The organism is Deltaproteobacteria bacterium (assembly GCA_016223005.1).
In the GTDB taxonomy this organism is placed as follows: Bacteria; Desulfobacterota; GWC2-55-46; order UBA9637; family GWC2-42-11; genus JACRPW01.
The window spans coordinates 39,168-62,488 of the sequence record JACRPW010000025.1 but is presented as its reverse complement, the minus strand read 5'-3'; the positions used below and the strand labels follow the sequence as shown (position 1 = coordinate 62,488).

The following is a 23,321-nucleotide window of genomic DNA, read 5'->3' as shown; positions in this document are numbered from 1 at the left end:
ACCCCAATTTTCCCCCTTATCAAGGGGGGATTTAAGGGGGGTGTTGATTTTGGCGTTATTTTCTAAAACAATATTTGCTTTTCCGTTTTTGCCATCAAAAAATCTCCAACCGGCATTTTGAAGCAACTCATTGCTTTTAATTCTTGCTTTTGCTTCTTTTTGCATAATTTTTATTTGCCCGTCACGCAGATTAAATAATCTTACTAACCTGTCCCCTAAATGTCAATAATGACTTAATACCCTGAAATATTCTGTTCAGCAGTAAAAAACCTTGACAATTTCTAATAAAAAATGATTTAAAAAAACGATAGGTTAAGGTATCATTTTACATTGAGCCGCTAGCTCAGTTGGTAGAGCAACGCCCTTTTAAGGCGTGGGCCCCGGGTTCGAGTCCCGGGCGGCTCACCAAGAAAAAGTCAAAAGTGAGGCGTCAAGAATCAGGAGTAATTTCTTTTCACCTCTGACTTATGACTCTTGACTGTCTTTAAAGTCCCCATCGTCTAGAGGCCAAGGACACCGCCCTTTCACGGCGGTAACCGGGGTTCGAATCCCCGTGGGGACGCCAAAAAAATTAAGGGGTTACGGCTTTTACCGTAATCCCTTTTTCATCCCCCTTTGCCTGCCTGTGTGTGTTCACACGCAGACAGGTGAGCCAACAGCTCGTGTGGGTTTTATTGACCATAGCCAATGAAGAATAAAACTTTATCCGACACCCTTAAAAAGACCTACCATAAACTCTTTAAAGCCTTTGGCAAACAACATTGGTGGCCGGGAGAAACGCAGTTTGAGATTATTGTGGGTGCAATCTTAACCCAGAATACCGCATGGACAAATGTTGAAAAGGCAATTAAAAATCTAAAAAAGGCAGGAGCCCTTACACCAAAAAGAATGCATGATTTGAGTCAGGACGAACTTGCCAAACTCATAAAACCTGCAGGTTATTTCAACATAAAGGCAAAGAGGCTTAAACATTTTTTAAATTATCTATTTGATGAATACGGCGGGAGTCTGGACAGACTCTTTAAGAAAAGGGCAGATTTTTTAAGAAAGGGACTTCTCTTGGTTAATGGTATTGGTCCCGAAACAGCAGATTCAATCCTGCTCTATGCAGGCAATCATCCTGTATTTGTTGTTGATGCGTACACACAACGGATATTTTCAAGGCACATGATTATTGACAAGGAGGCAGACTATGAGGAAATTCAAAAAGTCTTTATGGGGAACCTTCCGCATGAGGTAAAGTTGTTTAATGAATACCACGCCCTGATTGTAAGACTTGGGAAAGACTTCTGTAAAAATAAAAAACCATTGTGCAACAAGTGTCCAATGATGTAATCATTTTGAACTCACCAGCGGCAAAACCTCTCTTTTTAAAAACTCAATATTTTCTTTAACTGCCTTCCATAAAATTTTTTCAGTCTGTAAAACATGTCCATCTCCCAATCTATTTTTCATATTAGATACTGTTCCGAAAAAAACTAAAAATTCCATTTTTTTAAAAGTCTAAAGTCATTCCTGCCTGTCGGCAGACAGGCAACTATATCTATATGAAGGGACAATTCATTTAAGAGGTATCATAAGGTTTTTACCTTTTATCTTTAGCCATAGGCGTAATCTATGTTTCTTATATCCAACAAAGTAAGGGCTTTGACCGTTCTTTTTAGTTAACATTTTACTGACATTTTACCCCTTTGCTAATACCTTTTTGCCATGTTCAAAACTATGTGCTATAATTAAATTTAAATTATACACGAAAATATGACCATATATTTCTTATTTAAATGAAAAACGAAAAACAAGGACACATTAGTTTTTCACTTTACGCTCTTCACTTTTCGCTCCCGTGGAAAATGGGAAATTTAACAGTCGCTTCAGGAACACATGAACATATTTTATTGTTCACTCATTATTTGGGATAATTATATTCATAATCATTCGTTCTGAAAAGGAGGATTGAAATGGCACACCAACCAAAAAAATTTGATTTAAAAAACCTTGACAGTATATCAGATAATCAAATTTCTCAGCACAGAGATATACTTTATGTTGGGTATGTAAATAAACTGAATGAGATTGAGCAAAGGCTTAAGACTGTGGATAAGAGCAAGGCAAATCAGATATTCAGTGATTTTAGGGCATTAAAGGCAGATGAGTCTTTTGCACTGAACGGTGTGGTTCTCCATGAATTATATTTTGAAAACCTCGGCGGTAAAGGGACCAAACCCACAGGTGAACTATCTGACCTTATATCTCAGGAATTCGGCTTATTTGAAAAGTGGCAGGAAGACTTCAAGGCATGCGGCATGGCTGCAAGAGGATGGGTGCTACTGGGTTATTGTGAGTACGATGGGAAGATTCATAACTACTGCCTTGATGCACATAACGGATTAGTCCCATGCTGTGTTAAACCAATTCTTGTGATGGATGTGTATGAGCATGCTTATGTAATAGACTACGGTGTAAAAAGGCCGCTGTATATTGAGGCATTTATGAAGAACATAGACTGGAATGTCTGCGAAAAGAGGCTTGAATCATTAAAAAAATAATGACGGGGGTGATAATCTATGGAAGTCAAAAGAATAACAAAAGAAGAACTCAAACAGAAGATTGACAGAAAGGAAGACTGTATAATTATTGATGTGAGAAACCCTACCGTCTATACACAAAGTCCGCATAAGATAAAGGGCGCAATCAGGATTGAGATGGATAAACTGGAGGCAGCGGCAAAAGACCTGCCAAAGGATAAAGACGCTGTCACCTACTGCACCTGAACAGCCGAGCATTCAAGTGCCCGTGCGGCACAAATCCTTATAGGAAATGGCTTTAGGGATGCAAAGGCACTCCTTGGGGGTTTTGACCCATGGTTCAAGAAAGGCTATCCTGTTGAAAGAAAATAGATTCAAACGGAGGAGACTTCTTAAGGGCAGGGGTATTATCTATCGGTTCTACATTGCTGTTCACAAGAGATGCCCCTGCCTAGTCTTACCTTCAAAGATTTTTCAGAAAACAGGAAAAGGTATTGCATGAAGTCACCCGTACTAAAGATTTTTATGTCCAGTCATCTAATAACACACCTGATGTTGATATAAAGTCATGGCATCTGGAGGTCAGCGGGCTTGTTGAAAAACCTGTCCTGCTTTCATTTGATGATATACTGACACCTCCGCCCTATTCAGAGTATATAACAATATGCATTGGAAATAATGTTGGAGGCAATGCTGTGGTAAATGCATTATGGCAGGGCATAAAGTTGAAGTATCTACGGATAACGGCAGGAGATGGCAGGAGGCTATAGTAAGAAAACCATTGTCTGAATATGCAATGTAACTGTCAGATTATAAGCCTCTACATAATATTTAAAATATCTCTTGAAATATCTCTTACCCTTTGTTAAATTGCCGTTCATCCAAAATAACTTATTCACAGGTGTTGATAGCCCTGTGTATAACCAAACTATTTCTATGAAAGATATCTGGCAAAATACACTGTCTGTAATAAAGAACCATATCAATCTGCAAATTCTTAACACATGGTTTAAACCTATAAAACAGTTAGGGGCAAATGAAACATCCATTGAACTGGAGGTCCCAAATAGGTTTTTCCTTGAGTGGCTAAAAGATAACTACAATAACCTGATACTGAGTTCTCTGCAAGAAGCGACCAGAAGGGAATATTCTATAGTCTGGCGTATAGGAAAAGATAAAGGCTCAATATCAATATTCAAGGGTAATCTGCCCATTATAGACAAAAGGCAGTCTTTACCTGTCGTTAACATCGTTGCAGAAAAGATAGTGAAAGAGGCAGGTCTTTCCCAAAAATATACCTTTAATAATTTTGTTGTTGGTAGTAATAATGAGTTTGCACATGCAGCGTGTTTTGCTGTGGCAAACCATCTTTCCAGTAAATATAATCCCTTATTTTTATACAGCGGTGCAGGTCTGGGCAAGACACATCTGCTTCAGGCAATAGGGAATATGGTTATTCATAATAATCCCTCTGCAAGGGCTTACTATTATACATCCGAAAGGTTCAGAAATGAGTTTATAAGTTCTGTAAGACATGAAAAAATGACTGATTTTAAGAATAAACTCAGAAATGCATCTATCCTTCTGATAGATGATGTTCAGTTCTGGACAGGTAAAGAGGGAACACAGGAGGAGTTTTTTCACACATTTAACACCCTATACGAATCCCACCGCCAAATAGTTTTAAGCAGCGACCGCTTCCCAAAAGACATCACGGGGCTTGACGAACGATTAAGATCCAGGCTTGCATGGGGGCTTATAGCAGATATTCAGCCGCCGCCTACGGAGGTCAAGATTGCGATACTTAAAAAAAAGGCAGAGGAACACGGTATTATATTATCAGAAGATGTGGTTGAATATCTTGCATCTATAAGCAGTTCAAATATTCGTGAACTTGAAGGATATTTAATCAGGGTTGGTGCAGTATCTTCTCTTTCTGGTAAAGAGATAAATATAAGCATGGTAAAAGATACCTTAAAAAATATTATCGTAGATAAAGGTCATAAGATTTTAACTATTGAAGATGTGCAGAAGGTTGTGGCAAACTTCTTTAATATCAATGTGTCTGACTTGCGCTCTAAAAGAAGACCTAATAATATTGCTATGCCAAGACAGATTGCCATGTATATGGCAAGAGAATATACAAAGGCATCATTTCCTGCCATAGGAGAGTCTTTTGGAGGAAAGGACCATTCCACAGTAATTTATGCCCATAAAAAATTAAAAGAGAATATGAATAATAACCCTGATTTAAAACAAACTGTGGAATCTCTTAAAAACCGGTTGGTAAAATAGTGATTTTCTGTTAATAATATTTCTATTTAGAGATAAATATTTAATAACATAAGTATATTCTGAATAACCTATGTAGATATCAACAGGTTATTTATTAAAAATTATTTTAAAAATTAAAGTGTTAGATATCTTTTCAATAAATTAACACCCCTTACTATAGCTACTATATTTTAAAATAATATAAAAAAGAAGGAGATACTATTATGAAAGTACAACTGAAAAAATCAATCTTTTTACAAAGTCTGCAAAAAACACAAAGTATAATTGAAAAAAGGAATACAATGCCTATCCTTTCAAATATCCTTATAGAAGGAAGAGATAGTCAAATGGAGATTACTGTAACGGATCTGGAAGTATCGTTTAGAGATATATGTGATGCTGCCGTTATACAAGGAGGCGGGATTACAATTAATGCAAGAAAGTTGTATGAAATAATAAAGGAACTTCCAGAAGATAATGTTGAATTATCATTAGGAGATAGTGGGAGGGTAAGTATAAAAAGCGGTAAGTCAAGGTTTAGTATAAATAGTCTGCCAGTAAGTGAGTTTCCGTCTTTCCCGCAATATAATGAGGGTAGACTTACAATAGTAGATTCAGAATTAATTGGAGATATAATTAGCAAAACATCTTTTGCAGTTTCAACAGATGAAACAAGGCGAAATATAAATGGGTTATATTTTGAAAACGAGGACGGTAAATTAATAATGGTTGGAACAGATGGTTATAGGCTGGCGCTGGCAGAAAAAGCGACTGATATGGATATAGGTTTAAAAAAAGGAGTTATTCTTCCTAAAAAAGGGGTTTTGGAACTAAAAAAACTGTTAGAGCAGGAAGGTTCTTTATTAGCGGGATTTACAGAAAGCAGCGCGATTTTTAAAAAAGGTGGCAGTGTTTTAGTAATAAGACTTATAGATGGGGAGTTTCCAAAATACAGACAGGTTATACCAAAAGGTAATGATAAGACAATTAAAGTAAATAGAGAAAGAATGGCAGGCGCTCTAAGAAGAATGTCACTTCTGTCATCCGAGAAGATTAAAGGGGTAAGATTCAATATTACCAAGGAAAAAGTTGAGTTGTCTTCCAGTAATCCGGACCTTGGTGAGGCAACAGAAGACATGGAGATAGATTATAATGGAGAGCCTCTGGAAGTGGCATTTAATGCAAACTATATACTTGATATTCTTGGCATCCTGACAGGTGAAAATGCAGTTATAGAAATTAAGGACAATATAAGTTCATGTATAATGAGGTCTGAAGAAATGGATGGTTGCACTTATGTAATTATGCCGATGAGGATTTGAACTAATTTGGTAAAAGGACAAGCCTTGGATAAAAAAATACTAACACAAACAACCCTTAAAGACTGTGTAAAGAAATTACAAAAAAAGAGGGAAAGGATTGTCTTTACCAACGGCTGTTTTGATATAATTCATGCAGGGCATGTCAGGTATCTTAAAAAAGCAAAAGAACTTGGCGATGTGCTTGTAGTGGGTTTAAACAGTGAACAGATATTGCAAAGGCAAAAGGCGGCATAATTGCAAGAATAAAACTTGCAAAAGGTAAGTCAACTACAAATATTATAAAAAAGATATTGGATACCCATCATAATGGGAAATCATGTTAACCAGCCATAGAGTATTAGGATGATTCTGTGCTTAAAGATTCACCCTTCATTATACAATGCCCCTCATATACAACCCCATCTTCTATAACAATGCTTTGTGTCTTGATGTTGCCGTGTATATGCGCAGGTTTTTTTAATTCCACTTTACTACTTACATCAATATCTCCTCTTACCTCACCGCATATTATTGCAGAACCTACACTTATGACAGCCTCTACTAAGGCACCTTCACCGATGATTAGTAGTCCATCAGAATCTATCTCTCCCTTAAAATCACCGTCTATCCTTATAGAACCTTCAAAATTCAATCTACCCTCTATAGACATACCTTTACCGATAAATCCATTCATCTGATTTTCTAAAGGCTCTTTTTCTTTACTCTTGCCCCTGCCAAACATAAGAAAGCCCTCCTCTGAAAAATTGGTTTTAGCCCCTTTAACCCAAAAAATGCAATTGCATTTTTTGGGTTAATTGTCCCGAAAATAACTACTCATATACGGCTGACTGTCCCGCTGGCAAACCATCTATTTATAGTGAAAAGCGCAAAGCTAAAAATGAAAAACAAAGGTACATTAGTTTTACGCTTCTCGCTTTAAGTTTTTCGCTCCTTTTTGTAGGCAGGGCAGTCAGCCGTATATAGATTTTCACCCCCTTTGTGAGCCAAGGCTCGTGAGTGTTTCACCTGTGTTTTACAGACCTTGTCATTTCAACTAATCTTTCAAACTCTTCAAGACAGTGGAATTCTATCTCAATTCGTCCTTTTCCATTATGTTCTTTGATGGAAACCCTTGTAAGGAATATGTCCTGCATCTCTTTTTCAATATATTTAACCGTAGAAATGGAAGCGATTGGGGACTTATGGGCACCAGTTAACACCTTGAATTTATTAACCAAACTCTCGGTTCCTCTTACAGAAAGCCCTTTTTTAAGTATCTTTCTGCAGATCTCTCTTTGCAAAGATTCCTTCTCAACAGAAAGGATTATCTTTGCATGTCCTATTGTTATTGAGCCTTTTTCTATCTCAGATCTTATATCCAGTGGTAATTTTAATAGTCTTAAAAAATTTGCAACCGTTGCCCTTTCTTTGCCAACCTTTTTTGCAATCTCCTCTTGTGAAAGACCAAACTTCTCTATAAGACTCCTAAAGCCTTCTGCCTGCTCAATTGCATTTAATCCCTCTCTCTGGATATTCTCTATAATGGCTAGTTCCTGCACCTCTTCATCTGAAACATTCATGACAAGCACAGGGACATCTTTTAGTAGAGACATCTTTGCTGCACGGAGCCTTCTTTCACCTGCAATGAGTTCGTAACCTGGATTATTCCTTCTTACTAGCAGGGGCTCAAGAATGCCTTTTTCTTTTATAGAATCTGCAAGTTCTTTTAAGGTTACTTCATCAAAGGTCTTTCTGGGTTGAAATCTGTTTGCCCTTATTTCATTTATAGGAACCTTAATGTAATCTCCACCAGATATTTCCTGAATTTTTATTAAGGCACCCAGCCCTTTCCCTAAAACCTTTTTCTTCCGCATAATAATTTCCTTTCAATATCAAATAGTTATAAAGCAAAATACAGTGTCATTACCTTTTAACCCCATGTATTGCACAATCTTTCAAAAGCATTTCTTTAGCAAGTTCAATATAGTTTGATGCCCCTTTTGAATTGATATCATATAAAATCACAGGCTTGCCAAAACTTGGGCTTTCGCTCAACCTTACATTTCTTGAAATAATTGTTTTAAATATTTTACCATTAAAATGACACCTAACCTCTTCTACCACCTGATGGCACAAGTTATTTCTGGGGTCAAACATTGTGAGGAGTATACCCTCTATTTCCAGAGATGGATTCAACCCCATTTTTATTAGATTTATGGTTTTCATAAGTTGAGATATGCCCTCAAGGGCATAGTATTCACACTGGAGAGGAATTACAACAGAATGAGAAGCAGTGAGGGCATTAAGTGTGAGAATACTTAGGGATGGTGGGCAGTCTATCAATATATAGTCATACGCATCTGTTATACTTGTTAACACCGTTTTTAGTCTCGTCTCTCTGTCAGGTTCATCTATAAGTTCAACCTCTGCGCCTATAAGGTCAACCGTTGAAGGCACTACCTTAAGAGAGATAATTTCTGTATCAAATATCAAGTCTTTAATATCGTCATGCTGGATAAGTGCCTGATATATACCTTTTCTTACCCCCTCTTTTTGTATGCCAACACCGCTTGTTGCATTAGCCTGCGGGTCAAAGTCTATCAGGAGAACCCTTTTTTCTGCAATAGCAAGGGATGCTGAAAGATTAATAGCAGTGGTTGTTTTCCCCACCCCACCTTTTTGATTTGCGATGCTTATAATTCTTGCCAAAGACGCCTCTTACACATTAACTTGTTATAGTTTAGCACAAGGATTTATCTTTGCAACAGGAAAATTGTTCCACGTGGAACAATTTTTAAGTAACTGCTTACTGCTCCATTCTCTTAAATACCAATATACTTGTTGTTATATCTGAAAATGGAAGTCTGCTCTCTCCTTTTTCAGTAAATGTAATCCCGATTGTTCTCCCTAGTTCTTCTAACTCCGTAACCCCTTTTGGCCCCTTTACTGCCAGTATTATTCCGCCCTCTTTTACATACTTTTTTGCTGTATACAAAAACACCTTCAGCCCTGAAAATGCCCTTGCTGCAACGACATCAAAAATACTGAGTTCATCTGCAACTTTTTTATCTTCTGCCCTGCCTTGAATTGCAGAAATATCTTTTAACCCAAGCGTTCTTATAATGTGTCTCATAAAAGACACCTTTCTGCTGTCAGAATCCAGAAGTGTAACTTTTAATTCAGGGATAACAATTTTTAATGGTATACCGGGAAACCCTGCGCCAGAACCAATATCAAGAAGGGTTTTGCAGGATTTTAGGAAGTTCGTCAGTGTAAGGGAATCTAAAAAGTGCCTTATTATAATACCCTTATCATCTTTTATTGCTGTTAGATTGATTTTTTTATTCCACTCCTTTAACTCCTCAAGATATTTTAAAAACAAACTGATTTCCGCATCCCCCAGAGGAATCCCCAGTTCTTCCGCCCCGATTTTTAGCAGTTCTTTTGTCTTTTCCTTCTGATTTCTAACTTTTAACTTTTGACTTTTTTTCATATCCTTCCCATCTTCTTCAAGTGTATTAAAAGCATAGAAATCGCAGCAGGGGTTACCCCGGATATGCGGCTCGCCTGTCCAATGGATACTGGTTTTACCCTATTGAGTTTATCTATTACCTCTCTGGATAAGCCAGAGACCTTCTCATATAAAGTGCCTTCAGGTATTTTCAGGTTCTCCATCTTTTTAAATTTGCCAATCTGCTCCACCTGTCTTTTGATATAACCATCATATTTAACCTGAATCTCTATCTGCTCAATTATCTTTGCATCCGGGAGAGGTGTTTTGTTCATAAGGGCATAAATAATTTCTAAAGTGGCGTCGTGCCTTCTCAACAATTCATTTAATGTAATAGATTTGTTTATTTCACCAATGCCCAGTTCTTTTAATCTATTATTAAAATCCCATGACGGATTAACCCTTGTGTTTTCCAGCCAGTTAAGTTCATTCTGGATAAATTCTTTCTTTATTTCAAATGCCTTGTATGCGCTGGTATCAACAAGACCTGCTTCATATCCTATTTCACGAAGCCTCAAGTCTGCATTGTCTTCTCTTAAAATGAGCCTGTATTCTGCGCGGGAGGTAAACATCCTGTAAGGCTCATTAGTCCCTTTTGTGACCAAGTCATCTATCAAAACCCCTATGTATGCCTCATCTCTTCTCAAAATAACAGGCTCTTTCCCCTTAATTTTTAATGCAGCATTGATCCCTGCCATAAGCCATTGCGCCGCTGCCTCTTCATACCCTGAAGTCCCGTTGATTTGCCCTGCAAGGTAAAGTCCTTGTATAAGTTTTGTCTCCAGAGTTGGTTTTAACTGGGTTGGCGGGATAAAATCGTATTCTATGGCATATCCGGGCCTTAAAATCTCTGCATTTTCTAAGCCCTTGATAGTCCGTAAAAATTTTAACTGGACATCCACAGACAAACTGGTAGAAAGTCCATTTGGATATATCTCATTTGTATCATAACCCTCTGGCTCTAAAAAGATTTGATGCCTTTCTTTATCTTCAAATCGGACAACCTTGTCTTCAATAGATGGACAGTATCTTGGTCCAATGCCTTTTATAATACCACCATAAAGCGGTGATTTATCAAGATTTTCTTTAATGAGCCTGTGCGTTTCTTTATTTGTATATGTTATGTGGCATGGAACCTGCCTTTGCGTAATCTCCTTTGTGGAAAAGGAAAATGGGGTTGGCTTTTTATCGCCCTCCTGCTTCTCAAGTCCGGAAAAATCTATGGTTTTTGCGTCAAGTCTTGGGCATGTGCCTGTTTTTAGCCTGCCGAGTTCAAGACCAAGTTCTTTTAGACTGTCAGATAGTTTGTTTGACGGAATATCCCCTGCCCGTCCAGCAGGGAAATTAGTCATGCCAATATGGATTAAACCCTTTAAAAATGTGCCTGTTGTTATGATAACTGCCTTTGCATTAAATATTTCCCCAATATTTGTCTCAACACCTGTAATCATGCTGTTTTTCACTAAAATTCTATCTACCAATGCCTGCCGAATATGGAGATTTTCCTGATTTTCAAGGATAGACTTCATCTTTAAGCGATATTGCTGCCTGTCTGCCTGCGCCCTTGTTGCCCGAACAGCAGGGCCTTTGCTAGCATTCAATATGCGGAACTGTATGCCTGTTTCATCAATAACCCTTGCCATCTCTCCGCCAAGCGCGTCTATCTCCTTTACAAGATGACCTTTAGCAAGCCCGCCAATTGCAGGATTGCATGACATAAGCCCTATGGTATCAAGATTTATCGTCAAAACAAGGGTTTTTAGACCGAGTTTGCTTGCAGCAAGCCCTGCCTCGCACCCTGCATGACCAGCGCCGATTACTATAATGTCGTATGTGTTATTTTCTTTTGTCATCTGTTTATTTTTGTATTTTCCCATAACCTATTGCCCACTACCCATAACCTCCTCTATGTTCCACGTGGAACACAAGGGACAGTCCCCGCACTAACATCTGTTGGGATGCTTAACACAATATACTGGATTGATTTTTTTTGGTCAAGGCAGAAAAACCTTTTTGCAGAATACCTTCCAAGGGTTACAGAAATTTGTTAGACATCTTATGCAACATGTGTTACTTAAATGTAACATATGTTACATCAAAATTTAGACAATGGACAAACTATCCGATAAAACCAAAGTAAAAGAAGATATGGCATGGCTGTTATTTTTTTACACTGTACCGTCAAAACCTGTTAGCAGCAGGATGCGGATATGGAGAAGGCTGGCAAAGACAGGCGCTATTGCAATTAAAGACGCTGTCTATATCCTTCCCTATAATGATGAACATTATGAACTCTTGCAGTGGCTTGTCTCAGAAATCACTGCGATGAAAGGGGATGCCGGCTTTGTCAAGGTTTCAAAGATTGAGACAATGAAGAATGAGGAACTTGTAGAATTTTTCAACCGCCAGAGGGAAAGTGATTTCAGGGGCATTCAGACCTCTATCAGCGAAATGGAGCAAAAAATCAACAGCGTAAAAAAAGACTCTGCATCAAATCACCTGAATAAACTGTCTGAACGGTTCAAAAAAACTGCAAGGGAATTTGAAGAAATAAGAAAGATAGATTTCTTTGGCTCAAGGGCTGGAAGCGGTCTGCAAAAAAGGCTTGGGCTTATAGAAAAACGGCTGAAAAAATCTTCTGATGTCCTATTTAAAGATGCGCCGGTTACTGTAAGGCGCATAGAAGATTATCAGGGGAAGGCATGGTTCACCCGAAAAAAACCATTCGTGGACAGGATGGCTTCCGCATGGCTTATAAAGCGGTTTATTGACAATAATGCTGTTTTCAAGTTTACGGATGAAAGCGTTGCAGGCGCTGCGGATAAAAAGTCTGTGTTTTTTGATATGCGCGGGGGGGAGTTTACCCATGCAGGATCGCTCTGCACATTTGAGGCAATCATAAGTTCATTCGGCATTAAAGACCCCGCTGCCCAAAAAATCGCGGAAATAGTCCATGAACTGGATGTAAAAGACAACTTGTATGAAAATCCTGACAGCAGCGGCGTGGAAGAAATCCTTAATGGCATAAGAAAAACCGCAAAGAGTGATGAAGAAATGCTTAAAAAAGGCATGGAGGTTTTTGAGATGCTCTATATATCAAAAGGAGGTGGTGATGCGTTGTAACTCAAACCTTTAGAGCCTGCCCCTGAATGTTTTTATCAGGGGTTTAAAACCCTCAAGGCTAAAGCCTTGAGTTACATTCATAAGGAGGGTTTATGCACAAAAAGATGTTGAAACTAATGGTTATGCTCGCTGTTCCTGCAGTAATTTTACTGATTCCTGCGATAGGCATTCCTATGCACGGCTATGAGGATATGGAAAAGGCAATGCAGCAGCAGGCAGGTTATAATGCGCCTTTTAAAGATTATGCCGGCTCAAAAGAGTGCAAAAGATGCCACGAGGCAAAGTATGCAGGTTGGGAAAAGACATTTCATAATAAAATGGAGCAGACCCCGATATGGGACGGCACTGATAAGAATGTCCTCGGCGATTTTAATTCCAAAGACCCTGTGCGGACATTCAATATGGATGATGTTGATATTCTTATAGGCTCCAGGTTCAAACAGAGGTATGCCAAGAAAATAGGCGACGACTACTTTATACATCCGGCAGAATGGAATGTTGAAAAGAACAAGTGGCAGCCATATGTGCCTAAAAAGGACTGGTGGGTTCCGCAATACTCCCAAGACTGGGATCAAAAACCTGCATCAAGGTTATGCGAAGGCTGCCACCAAACAGGTTATGATTTAGAAACAAAAAAATCCTCTGAAAGAAATATTGCGTGCGAGGCATGCCACGGACCAGGGAAAGAGCATGTAGAGGCAATGGATAAATTAGACGAAGAGAAAAAGGCAGGCAAGGTAATAAAACCAAGCCAGTATGTAAGGGACAATAAAATCATAAATCCCGGTCTTCTGGATGTGGACAGGGCAAATGATGTCTGCTTCCAATGCCATTTGAGCGGGAAGAATGTTGATAATAAGACCGCCTGGGCAATGGGCTTCAAACCCGGTGATGTATTGAGCAAATACTGGGTTGAAGATCCGTTTGAACACGGTAAGGGAACATATACATTCTGGACCAACGACTCTGCTAACAAAAACATGGTTCATGGCAATACATATAAATTCAGCGAGATGTATAAACAGGGAATAAAGTGTTTTACATGCCACAATCCTCACGGCACAGAATATAAATCACTTGTTTACAAACCCGGCAATAATTTATGTCTTACCTGTCATGGTCCTGATTCACCGGCAGGGCTTACATATTCATATCAGAAGATTGAAGAGCATACAAGACACAAACGCACCAGCACAGGAAGCGACTGCATGGAGTGCCACATGGTGAAGACAGGCAAACACGCAAACGGCGCTGAATCAAGAGACCATACATTCAAATTTATATCACCTGAGATGACAAAGGAGTATGACGTGCCTAATGCGTGCAACAACTGCCATACAGATAAAAATGTTGACTGGGCAATAGAGGCGATTGATAAATGGGGCATAAAACCCAAAAAATAGGCTGCATTTCATTTGACAATACTTAAGAAAGTGTAGTTTTATTATGGCTATGTTTAATATGTTTAAGAAGATTATACTCTGGTTTTTCATTATCATCTTTTTAGCTGCAACAGGTTTAATCCTATTCTTTCCTTTTGATTCCTTTATAACGGAAAAGGTCAACAGTGCCCTTGTTAATAATGATTCGTGAATTGCCTTGATAGGCGTGGTTCTATAGGTATGTCTTTTTGAAATGCATTTTTTGGGTTAAAAGAACGAAACAGAATAAATGGCTGATGCCTGTGCCTGATATAAAAAAGGAGACGGAGAAGAAGGATGAAAAGCCGTCAATAGAAGTTATTGTAAAGGTTTTGGAAGTGAGTAATGGGAAAGTGGTGATTACTGATGAACTTAAAAGTTTTAAAATGGAAATAACTAATGTAACTGTAGATGTTAATAGCAAAACAAACATCCTTCAGGACAAGATGACTATCAGCACATCTGCGAAACTGCCCAATGACGGAAAGATTGTGTTGAAGTCTGATGGAGAGATACCTGATAAAAATTTCAAGGGTAATCTTTTGCTAAAAGATTTTGATATGACACTTTTAGGACCCTATATGGGAGGAGATGTTAGGGTCAAAAAGGGGAGATTAAACCTTGAATCAAACTTCAGCATAGTTAAGGAATATATAAAAGCACCTTCTACGCTCAAACTGAAGGATATGGATTTAGAGTCAAAGGGAGTTCTAATGGGGATTTCTGCACCCCTTGTGTTAGGACTTCTAAAGAAAGAGGGAGAGATTGCAGTTAATTTTAATGTATGGGGCAATATGAAAAATCCGCAAAATGACCTGAAGGATGTGTTTAAGAAAAAGATGCTCGCATCTGCTCAGGAGAAAATCACATCTCCCTTAAAGAGTATAGGAAAAAGTATTAAGGGTCTAATGAAACCATAAAAATCTAACGACAAAACAGACTGCTTCATCGCACAGCATATGTTTCCGCTGTATCTTCTTTCCAGAGCATTGTCATTGGGTCTTCACCCATTAACATGCCCCTGTCAAGAGAAAAAACTCCGCAAGATAATAGAAGGGCATTACTTTTGTGAAAGGATTAACCTGAAAAATGTATTTGGTTTTTATTTTTCGGGTCAGAGCCTATAAGCCGCAAAAATATTTTCTACATATAGCCTCAGAAAACCCCAAAAAACCCCAAAACTTGCAAGATGATGATAAAGTGTGCTAGCATCTTTGTTTAAAACAAGGGAGATACTATGAGGCTTACAATTGAACAGGTTGAAAAGATTTCAAGAATAATTCTGGATAAACTAAAAGAAAAGGGCATTATATTATTCAAAGTTGATGAAGATGTTGTCCTTAAAAGGATTACAGAACTTTTCCTGAAGGACTTACAGGCAGAAGATGAACTGGAGAGGGAGGTTGAAAATATAATGAAGCAGCATGCAGGCGAGATGGACAGAGGCAAAATGGACTATAGAAAGATGTTTATGATGATAAAGAATAAACTTGCAAAGGAACGGGGGATAGTTCTATGAGGCTGACAGAAGACAGAATTTCCCACATCTCACACATCATTACAGACGGTATCTGGAAGGACGACCTTGTGGATTTTACAGATGATGCTGAGGCACTCAGAGAGATAAAAAAAACCCTTACAAACTATCTAAAGATAGAAGATACGGCAGATGATGCTGCCCGAGAAAAAATAAGGTCTATGTCAAAACAGGTTCCTGAAGGCAGCAGGGAGTGGGAGGTTTTGTATAAAAAGTTCTATCAGGAGGAAATTGATAAAAGGAGGTTTTAGGTAACATGTATAACATCCTTATCCCTCCGCTTGCAGGGGCTTTAATCGGATGGTTTACAAACTATGTGGCTGTTAAGATGCTGTTTCGTCCTTACGAGCCTGTAAACATATTCGGTTACAGACTGCAGGGCATTATCCCAAAGAGAAGGAAAGAGATAGCAAAAACCATTGCAAAGACTATAGAAAATGAACTTCTGAATGCAAAAGATTTTTCTAAAATCCTTGAATGCATAGAATGGAAAGCAGAGGTTGAAAAGGCAGTTGATGAGATAATTGAGCATAGATTCAAGGCAACCAGAATCAAGAGTCTTCCGATTATTGGTCTATTGTCAGAGAACCTCTTGTATCATATAAAATATTATCTTACGAAAGAGGCGCTGAAACATATTGATGAAAAAAAAGGGGAACTGGTCAACAATTTTCAGGAAAAGATAGATATAAAAGATATGCTGGTTTCAAAGATAGATAACCTTAATCTTGAGCAGTTTGAGGCACTTCTTATAAAATTCATTGCAAAAGAATTAAAACATATAGAATGGATTGGCGGGGCACTCGGATTTGTTATAGGATGTGCGCAGGTGGTTATAAGTCTGACGCTTTACACTTAAAATCAGGAGGCTTTTGTAGTGGATTACAAGACAACCTTAAATCTCCCAAATACAGACTTTCCAATGAAGGCGAATCTTAGTAAAAATGAGCCTGATATTCTGAAAAAATGGGAAGATGAAAATCTCTACGGCAAAATCAAAGAGATTAGCAAAAACAGGCAGAAGTATATCCTGCATGACGGTCCGCCTTATGCAAACGGACATATCCATATTGGACACGCCCTGAATAAAATCTTAAAGGATATAATTGTAAAGGCAAGGTTTATGGCAGGGAAGGCAACCGATTATGTGCCGGGCTGGGACTGTCATGGTCTGCCAATAGAACTTCAGGTTGAAAAAGACAGTAAGCAGAAAGCAGTAAGCAGTAAGCAGACAAAGATGGAAACCAGAAAAATGTGCCGCGCATATGCGGAAAAGTTTGTAAACATTCAGAGAGAAGAATTTAAAAGGCTTGGGGTATTTGGCGAATGGGATGAGCCATACCTTACGATGGACTATAAATATCAATCTTCAATATTGAGAGAACTTGGCAGGTGTGTTGAAAGAGGTCTTGTCTATAAAGGGGAAAAGCCTGTGCATTGGTGCAGTTCATGCCAGACAGCGCTTGCAGAGGCAGAGGTTGAATATGCTGACAAAAGGTCGCCGTCAATATATGTGGGATTCAAGATTCAAGATTCAAGGTTCAAGGAAAAAATTCCAAGTCTTGCAAATAAAGATGTATCCATCATCATCTGGACGACCACACCGTGGACCCTGCCTGCAAATCTTGCAATAGCAATGCATCCTGAATTGGAGTATGCGGCGATAGAGATACAGGGGCAAGGGGCAGAGATATATATTGTAGCAAAAGGGCTATTAGAAGATGTTGCAAAAAAACTCAACTGGACTGATTATAGAATACTGGATACCTTTTATCCATCAAGACTTGAAGGCACAAAGACAAGACATCCGTTTATTGACAGGGATTCCATAATCATTCTTGGAACCCATGTAACCCTTGAAACAGGCACAGGCTGCGTTCACATAGCACCGGGGCATGGTCAGGATGACTACGAGTTAGGGCTGAAATACAATCTTGATATTTACAATCCTGTTGACAATCAGGGAAGGTTTACAAATGCAGTCCCAGAGTTTGAAGGGCAGAAGGTATTTGATGCAAATAAGAATATAGTTGAACTTCTTAAATGTAAAGGCGCGTTGTTAAAAGAAGATAGTATTGAGCATTCCTATCCTCACTGCTGGAGGTGTAAGAATCCAATAATATTCAGGGCAACAGAGCAGTGGTTTATATCTATGGAAGATAATGACTTGAGAAAAAAATCTCTGGAGGCGATTGATAAAGTCCAGTGGATACCCTCATGGGGCAGGGACAGGATTTATAATATGGTTTTAAACAGACCTGACTGGTGCATATCAAGGCAGAGGGCTTGGGGGGTGCCTATTACAGCATTTGACTGTAAGGAGTGCGGATATGTGCTTCTGGATAAGGATATAATCAACAGGCTCGCAGATGAATTTGAAAAACATGGCGCTGATATATGGTTTGAAAAGGGTGCGGCAGAGTTATTGCCGCAAGGCACAAAATGTCTGAAGTGTGGGAGTAAAGAATTTATAAAAGAAGAAAATATATTAGATGTTTGGTTTGATTCAGGTGTAAGTTTTGCTGCGGTTCTGGAAGATAGGGATAATCTGAAGTATCCTGCTGACCTTTATCTTGAAGGGAGCGACCAGCACAGAGGCTGGTTCCATTCAGCGCTTCTTACCTCTGTCAGCACAAGGGGAAAAGCACCGTATAATTCTGTCCTGACGCACGGTTTTGTTGTTGATGGCAGCGGCAAAAAGATGAGTAAATCCATAGGCAATGTGGTAGCACCGCAAGAGGTTATAGACAAATATGGTGCAGAGATTTTAAGATTATGGGTCTCAGCAGAAGATTACAGGGAAGATATAAGGATTTCCGGGGAGATACTCACAAGACTATCAGACGCATACAGACGAATAAGAAACACATGCAGGTTTATCCTGGGCAATCTCTATGATTATAGTCCTGAAAAGGATATTGTCCCATACAATGAACTTACTGAGATAGACCGCCTTATACTCCATAGACTTACAAAACTCACTGAAAGGCTTTTAAAGGCATACAATGATTTTGAATTCCATGTGATTTATCACAGTCTTCATAACTTTTGTAGTGTTGATTTAAGCGCATTCTATCTTGATGTAATTAAAGACCGCCTCTATACTTTAGGTGCGGCTTCAAGAAACCGCAGGGCAGTGCAGACAACGATATATTATATCCTTGACCATATTGTAAGGCTTATTGCACCAATTATCCCATTTACATCAGATGAGGTATGGCATTTTATGCCGGGCAGGTATACTGACAGTGTGCATCTCTCATCATTTCCTGAAATCAAAAATGAATGGCTTAACGACAAACTTTCTGAAACATGGGACATACTGCTTTGCACAAAGACAGAGGCTGCAAAGGCATTGGAAAATGCAAGAAAAGATAAGGTAATAGGACACTCCCTTGACGCATTGGTTAAAATATCAGCGGAAGGTGAACTTAAAGAGATTCTTATGAAGTATGCTGAAACTTTCAAGGAAATACTGATTATATCTCAAATTTCTTTGCTGGACAAAGGGTATGTGTTTGACAGTTCAGATATTATGTTTGAAAGTCAGGAAATAAAAAACCTGAAGATAGGTATAAACAAGGCAAGGGGTAAAAAATGTGCAAGGTGCTGGAACTACAGCGAAAGGGTAGGGGAGTTTAAAGAACATCCAGAGGTATGCGAGCGGTGCATAGAAGCGCTTTCGGCAGCAGGCAGTGATAAAAAAGGTTAAGGCTATTTACAGTGAAGATTATAGATTCCAGAATCTCCAGAAATGAACTTACAGATAACTATCTTGGTTATTTTAAAACAATGATAAAGGTAGTTGTGGATGTACAGAAAGATATTCTTGCTATTGATGCTGAACTTCATTCGGATTTAGAGGCTTATCTCTTGGAAAATGGTTCGGAACAAGAAAATCTATGGGGGATAAATCTCTATCCATTCAAAGACAAAAATGATTTCATAGAATATACATCTTTGATAAACATTCGTCCTCATCAGGACAACTTTTCTATGGAAGTTGAAAATTTGGAAATAAGAAAAAGGATTACTGGGATTATAGATAACCTTGTAGAATATGAATCTTAAATACCATAAAACCATGACAAAAGAAAAATGGCGTTCCTTCCCATTTTATAAGCAGATTCTCATGATTGCCAATGAGTTAAACAGGGCAGGCAATTGGATAGAAAAGGGTGATTTCGTTGAGGTTAGATACTGTTACGAAAGGGCCTTTGAACTATTATATCTAACCATCGCAACTTTAAGCAGGAAAAATAAATTAAGGGAACTTGTGCGATTCAAGGAGACTTTGGCAGGGCTTTATATTAAAAAGATACCAATAATTAAGGAAAACTTAAGTTTATTAAATGTGCTGGTGTCCCTTGATAAGGATAGTTTTTCTTTCTTGAAAGTGAGGGCAGGGTATGCAAAATAATAAATGCCGTGGTTTTATCAGGGGTGATGGACGGCAGGCAGATGAACTTCGCAGTGTCAGGATAACAAGGAAATTTCTAAAATTTTCAAATGGTTCAGTGCTGATAGAGATGGGGGATACAAAGGTTATATGCACTGCCACTGTTGAGGAAGGTGTGCCGCCGTTTTTAAAAGGAACAAATAAAGGCTGGATAACAGCGGAATATTCTATGCTCCCCGGTTCCTCAAAGGTAAGGATAAGAAGGGAATCATCTGCAGGAAAGGTAGGTGGAAGAACCCACGAAATTCAAAGGCTTATAGGCAGGTCGCTTAGGTCAGTGGTTGATCTTAATGCCATTGGTGAGAGGACTATATGGATTGACTGTGATGTTATTCAGGCAGACGGCGGAACAAGAACAGCATCAATTACAGGTGCATTTGTAGCGCTTGTTGATACGATAAAGAATATGAAAAATAAAGGCACTATAAATACTGCTCCTATTCTGGATTCCGTTGCTGCTGTGAGTGTCGGTGTTGTTAATAACTTAAGTTTTCTTGACTTAACCTATGAAGAGGATTCAAAGGCTCATGTTGATATGAATGTGATTATGACAGGCAGCGGTAAATTTGTTGAGGTTCAGGGCACAGCAGAGACTTGTCCGTTTTCAAAAGAAGATATGGAAGATATGATCTCTCTTGCATCCAGAGGCACAACGGAACTGACAAAAAAGCAGATGGGACTCCTCGGCAGTCTAAAATGAAGATTGTTCTTGCAACAAGGAATAATCATAAAATAAAAGAGATTGAGGCACTTTTTAGTGATAGAGATATTAACCCAAAAAATGCAGTTGCATTTTGTGGCAACTTTTTGTCCTTAAAAGATTTTTCTGATATACCTGAAATTATAGAGGACTGCGACAGTTTTGAGGGTAATGCACTGAAAAAGGCAAGGGTGGCTGCAAGACATACAAGGGAGATTGCCCTTGCAGATGATTCAGGCTTGATGGTGGATGTGTTGGATGGAATGCCCGGTGTTTATTCTTCAAGATATGCAGGGGAAAATGCAACAGATGATGAAAATAATAAAAAACTGTTAGAAGAGATTGCAGGCATTGCCTTTGAGAAGAGAATCGCCAAATATAAATCAGTTATAGCAGTGGTTTTTCCATCAGGTGAAGAATATATCGCAGAGGGTGAGTGCAAGGGTTTTATAGCGTTTGAACCAAAGGGCAGTTATGGTTTTGGTTATGACCCTGTCTTTTATGTGCCTGAATTAAAAAAGACAATGGCAGAACTTAAACCAGAAGAAAAAAACAGGATAAGCCACAGGGCAAAGGCAATATCTGCAGTGAAGAGGCACTTGAAAGGAGAGGAGATAGTATGAAACCATATCGTCTGCATCTGTTTGTGAGTCAGGGTAAACACTGTGTATCAAAGGGTTCTGAGGAGTTATTAGAGAAGTTCAGGGAAAAACTTGATGAGTATAATCTCAAAGATGAGATAAAGACATCTAAGGCTGGGTGTCTGAGTGTATGTAAGGAAACAGAACCAAAAGGGGATATGTGCCCGGCAGTAGTTATCTACCCTGAAGGGATATGGTATAAAAATGTAAGTGTAAATGATGTTGAGGAGATAGTTGAAAAACATTTGAAAAACGGACAAATAGTAGAAAGGCTTTCCCTTTACAAGATGTAATGGGATGAAAAATTCAGCCGGGTTAATGGTATTTTAAGTGACATTTAAAGAATTTCTAAAAGAAAAGAAAAAGATTGATACTGATAAGATTGCCCCTGTTGATTTGATGGATGAGTATTATGATGACTACAAGAACTTCCTTGCAGGGCTGAAGGATGGGTGTGATAGTGGCAAGGGTAATTGATTCTATAATTGATAAAGAGGCTTTAAGGCTCGCCTCTTATGCAATGAGAAGCAAAGACTCAAGGGGCAGGAGATACTATGAGCCTGAACATCCCTTTAGAACAGCATTTCAGAGGGATAGAGATAGGATTATTCACTGCAATGCATTCAGGCGGCTGGAGTATAAGACTCAGGTCTTTGTGTATCACGAGGGAGACCACTACAGGACAAGGCTCACCCATACTATAGAGGTTGCACAGATAGCCCGCACCATAGCAAGGGCGCTGGATTTAAATGAGGATATCGCAGAGGCAATTGCCCTTGCCCATGACCTTGGACACCCACCGTTTGGACATACAGGTGAAAAAACCCTTAATAAACTTATGAAAGACCATGGAGGTTTTGAACATAATCTCCAGAGTTTAAAGATTGTTGAAAATATAGAGCATAGATACCCCAAATTTAAAGGTTTAAATCTCACATGGGAGGTAAGAGAGGGTATTGTAAAACACTCATCAGAACATGACCGCCCTGATATTCTGGATGAATATGAACCTGAAAATGCCCCATGCCTTGAGGCACAGATTGTTGATATATCTGATGAGATAGCATATAATAATCATGATATTGATGACGGCATTTCTTCAGGTATGCTGGAGATAGACAAGTTGGATGAAATAGAGTTGTGGAAAGAAAATTTTAGCAAGGTAAAAAAGATGTATCAAGACGAGGATATTAAGGCAGTAAAATCCCAGACAATCATTCAAATAATTAATCAGCAGGTTACAGACCTTGTTGAAAATACCTTAAAATGTATCAGGGATTATGGGATAAATAGTTTAGAAGATATAAGAAAGACAGGTCATCCAATCACCCGATTCTCTACTGATATGGACAGGAAAAATAAAGAACTTAAAAAATTTCTTAAAGAGAATCTATATGAGCATCACAGGGTCATCAGGATGGCTGATAAGGCGAATAGAATCATAAAACACCTTTTTAAGATATATGAAGAAGACCCGCGCCTCTTACCGCCGCATGTATATGCAAATATAAATGAGGTGGGCAAAGAGAGGCTGATTTGCGATTACATAGCAGGAATGACAGACAGATTTGCACTTGATGAATATAAAAAACTATTTGACCCGTATGAGAGGGTGTAAAATCCAATGAAAACAGGCGAAATCAAATTTCAAACTGTAATTGATAAAAATACTTTTTATTTCTGCAATCCAATATTTCAGGAAAAATATGAAAGTTATGTAAATTCTTTAAAAGAAACCCTGCTTGTAATAAAAAATCAGGTTGAAACGCAAGGGTTAAAAAAAGAAATTTTTGAATGATTGGAAGTATTTGAAACAATTTTATTGCATT

At 38.5% G+C, this 23,321-nt stretch carries 28 protein-coding genes and 2 tRNA genes; 24 read left to right on the top strand and 6 right to left on the bottom strand.

What is annotated here, in order from left to right; genetic code table 11:
* A partial coding sequence (locus tag HZC45_03150) for a hypothetical protein (GenBank protein ID MBI5682154.1) occupies positions 1-165 on the bottom strand: 165 nt, incomplete at its 3' end.
* Positions 166-332: 167 nt separating this feature from the next.
* Between HZC45_03150 and HZC45_03145 the strand changes: the two genes are divergently transcribed.
* The 9 genes from HZC45_03145 (at position 333) to HZC45_03105 (ending at position 6,355) form a co-directional block, all read left to right on the top strand.
* Positions 333-408, top strand: a tRNA-Lys gene (locus tag HZC45_03145).
* Positions 409-489: 81 nt separating this feature from the next.
* Positions 490-565: transfer RNA gene (locus HZC45_03140), tRNA-Glu, on the top strand.
* A gap of 122 nt (positions 566-687) precedes the next feature.
* Positions 688-1,335, top strand: coding sequence for an endonuclease III domain-containing protein (locus tag HZC45_03135; protein ID MBI5682153.1), 648 nt, complete (start codon positions 688-690; stop codon positions 1,333-1,335).
* Between the two features lie 623 nt (positions 1,336-1,958).
* The gene (locus tag HZC45_03130) at positions 1,959-2,546 is read left to right on the top strand and encodes a superoxide dismutase (protein MBI5682152.1); all 588 of its coding nucleotides are present in this window, start codon (positions 1,959-1,961) and stop codon (positions 2,544-2,546) included.
* 18 nt (positions 2,547-2,564) lie between these two features.
* Positions 2,565-2,771, top strand: a complete 207-nt coding sequence (locus tag HZC45_03125) for a hypothetical protein (GenBank protein ID MBI5682151.1) — start codon at positions 2,565-2,567, stop codon at positions 2,769-2,771.
* Between the two features lie 248 nt (positions 2,772-3,019).
* Entirely contained in the window at positions 3,020-3,295 is a 276-nt protein-coding gene (locus tag HZC45_03120; protein MBI5682150.1) for a molybdopterin-dependent oxidoreductase, read from the top strand.
* A 166-nt stretch (positions 3,296-3,461) separates the two neighbouring features.
* Positions 3,462-4,820 (top strand): chromosomal replication initiator protein DnaA, encoded by a 1,359-nt coding sequence (dnaA, locus tag HZC45_03115; protein ID MBI5682149.1) that lies wholly within the window; start codon positions 3,462-3,464, stop codon positions 4,818-4,820.
* 203 nt (positions 4,821-5,023) lie between these two features.
* Positions 5,024-6,121: a DNA polymerase III subunit beta gene (locus HZC45_03110; GenBank protein ID MBI5682148.1), complete on the top strand. Its 1,098-nt coding sequence runs from the start codon at positions 5,024-5,026 to the stop codon at positions 6,119-6,121.
* Between the two features lie 36 nt (positions 6,122-6,157).
* Positions 6,158-6,355 carry an adenylyltransferase/cytidyltransferase family protein gene (locus tag HZC45_03105; protein MBI5682147.1) on the top strand — a complete coding sequence of 66 codons (198 nt, stop codon included), beginning with the start codon at positions 6,158-6,160 and terminating at the stop codon, positions 6,353-6,355.
* Positions 6,356-6,458: 103 nt separating this feature from the next.
* Here HZC45_03105 and HZC45_03100 read toward each other — a convergent pair whose 3' ends face one another.
* From HZC45_03100 to mnmG, 5 genes are all read right to left on the bottom strand, one after another.
* Positions 6,459-6,842 (bottom strand): polymer-forming cytoskeletal protein, encoded by a 384-nt coding sequence (locus HZC45_03100; GenBank protein MBI5682146.1) that lies wholly within the window; start codon positions 6,840-6,842, stop codon positions 6,459-6,461.
* A gap of 280 nt (positions 6,843-7,122) precedes the next feature.
* Positions 7,123-7,974 carry a ParB/RepB/Spo0J family partition protein gene (locus tag HZC45_03095; GenBank protein ID MBI5682145.1) on the bottom strand — a complete coding sequence of 284 codons (852 nt, stop codon included), beginning with the start codon at positions 7,972-7,974 and terminating at the stop codon, positions 7,123-7,125.
* A gap of 49 nt (positions 7,975-8,023) precedes the next feature.
* Entirely contained in the window at positions 8,024-8,809 is a 786-nt protein-coding gene (locus HZC45_03090; protein MBI5682144.1) for a ParA family protein, read from the bottom strand.
* 97 nt (positions 8,810-8,906) lie between these two features.
* A complete protein-coding gene (gene rsmG / locus HZC45_03085; protein ID MBI5682143.1) occupies positions 8,907-9,593 on the bottom strand; it encodes a 16S rRNA (guanine(527)-N(7))-methyltransferase RsmG in 687 nt (228 codons plus the stop codon).
* Positions 9,590-11,464 carry a tRNA uridine-5-carboxymethylaminomethyl(34) synthesis enzyme MnmG gene (mnmG, locus tag HZC45_03080; GenBank protein MBI5682142.1) on the bottom strand — a complete coding sequence of 625 codons (1,875 nt, stop codon included), beginning with the start codon at positions 11,462-11,464 and terminating at the stop codon, positions 9,590-9,592. The genes rsmG and mnmG overlap by 4 nt, the downstream gene beginning before the upstream one ends.
* 256 nt (positions 11,465-11,720) lie before the next feature.
* On the opposite strand from mnmG, the gene HZC45_03075 reads away from it, so the two are divergent.
* The 15 genes from HZC45_03075 to HZC45_03005 all read left to right on the top strand — a co-directional run bounded on the left by HZC45_03075 (position 11,721) and on the right by HZC45_03005 (position 23,290).
* Positions 11,721-12,734 carry a chromate resistance protein gene (locus HZC45_03075; protein MBI5682141.1) on the top strand — a complete coding sequence of 338 codons (1,014 nt, stop codon included), beginning with the start codon at positions 11,721-11,723 and terminating at the stop codon, positions 12,732-12,734.
* Between the two features lie 92 nt (positions 12,735-12,826).
* On the top strand, positions 12,827-14,137 hold the full coding sequence (locus HZC45_03070; GenBank protein MBI5682140.1) for a cytochrome C: 1,311 nt from the start codon (positions 12,827-12,829) through the stop codon (positions 14,135-14,137).
* A gap of 281 nt (positions 14,138-14,418) precedes the next feature.
* Positions 14,419-15,075, top strand: coding sequence for a DUF748 domain-containing protein (locus HZC45_03065; GenBank protein MBI5682139.1), 657 nt, complete (start codon positions 14,419-14,421; stop codon positions 15,073-15,075).
* Positions 15,076-15,392: 317 nt separating this feature from the next.
* Positions 15,393-15,674 (top strand): DUF507 family protein, encoded by a 282-nt coding sequence (locus HZC45_03060; GenBank protein MBI5682138.1) that lies wholly within the window; start codon positions 15,393-15,395, stop codon positions 15,672-15,674.
* A complete protein-coding gene (locus tag HZC45_03055; GenBank protein ID MBI5682137.1) occupies positions 15,671-15,943 on the top strand; it encodes a DUF507 family protein in 273 nt (90 codons plus the stop codon). Before HZC45_03060 ends, HZC45_03055 begins: the two co-directional genes overlap by 4 nt.
* A gap of 5 nt (positions 15,944-15,948) precedes the next feature.
* Positions 15,949-16,551, top strand: coding sequence for a DUF445 family protein (locus tag HZC45_03050; protein ID MBI5682136.1), 603 nt, complete (start codon positions 15,949-15,951; stop codon positions 16,549-16,551).
* Between the two features lie 18 nt (positions 16,552-16,569).
* A complete protein-coding gene (gene ileS, locus HZC45_03045) occupies positions 16,570-19,404 on the top strand; it encodes an isoleucine--tRNA ligase (GenBank protein MBI5682135.1) in 2,835 nt (944 codons plus the stop codon).
* Between the two features lie 11 nt (positions 19,405-19,415).
* A complete protein-coding gene (locus HZC45_03040; GenBank protein ID MBI5682134.1) occupies positions 19,416-19,763 on the top strand; it encodes a hypothetical protein in 348 nt (115 codons plus the stop codon).
* Positions 19,753-20,112 carry a hypothetical protein gene (locus tag HZC45_03035; GenBank protein ID MBI5682133.1) on the top strand — a complete coding sequence of 120 codons (360 nt, stop codon included), beginning with the start codon at positions 19,753-19,755 and terminating at the stop codon, positions 20,110-20,112. Before HZC45_03040 ends, HZC45_03035 begins: the two co-directional genes overlap by 11 nt.
* 16 nt (positions 20,113-20,128) lie before the next feature.
* Complete coding sequence (rph, locus tag HZC45_03030; protein MBI5682132.1) at positions 20,129-20,851, top strand: ribonuclease PH; 723 nt, start codon at positions 20,129-20,131, stop codon at positions 20,849-20,851.
* Positions 20,848-21,474: an XTP/dITP diphosphatase gene (locus HZC45_03025; protein MBI5682131.1), complete on the top strand. Its 627-nt coding sequence runs from the start codon at positions 20,848-20,850 to the stop codon at positions 21,472-21,474. Before rph ends, HZC45_03025 begins: the two co-directional genes overlap by 4 nt.
* Positions 21,471-21,785, top strand: a complete 315-nt coding sequence (locus HZC45_03020; protein MBI5682130.1) for a (2Fe-2S) ferredoxin domain-containing protein — start codon at positions 21,471-21,473, stop codon at positions 21,783-21,785. Before HZC45_03025 ends, HZC45_03020 begins: the two co-directional genes overlap by 4 nt.
* A gap of 37 nt (positions 21,786-21,822) precedes the next feature.
* Positions 21,823-21,969, top strand: coding sequence for a hypothetical protein (locus tag HZC45_03015; protein ID MBI5682129.1), 147 nt, complete (start codon positions 21,823-21,825; stop codon positions 21,967-21,969).
* Positions 21,941-23,110 (top strand): deoxyguanosinetriphosphate triphosphohydrolase, encoded by a 1,170-nt coding sequence (locus HZC45_03010; protein ID MBI5682128.1) that lies wholly within the window; start codon positions 21,941-21,943, stop codon positions 23,108-23,110. The genes HZC45_03015 and HZC45_03010 overlap by 29 nt, the downstream gene beginning before the upstream one ends.
* Positions 23,111-23,116: 6 nt before the next feature.
* Positions 23,117-23,290 (top strand): hypothetical protein, encoded by a 174-nt coding sequence (locus tag HZC45_03005; protein MBI5682127.1) that lies wholly within the window; start codon positions 23,117-23,119, stop codon positions 23,288-23,290.
* The last annotated feature ends 31 nt before the right edge of the window (positions 23,291-23,321 follow it).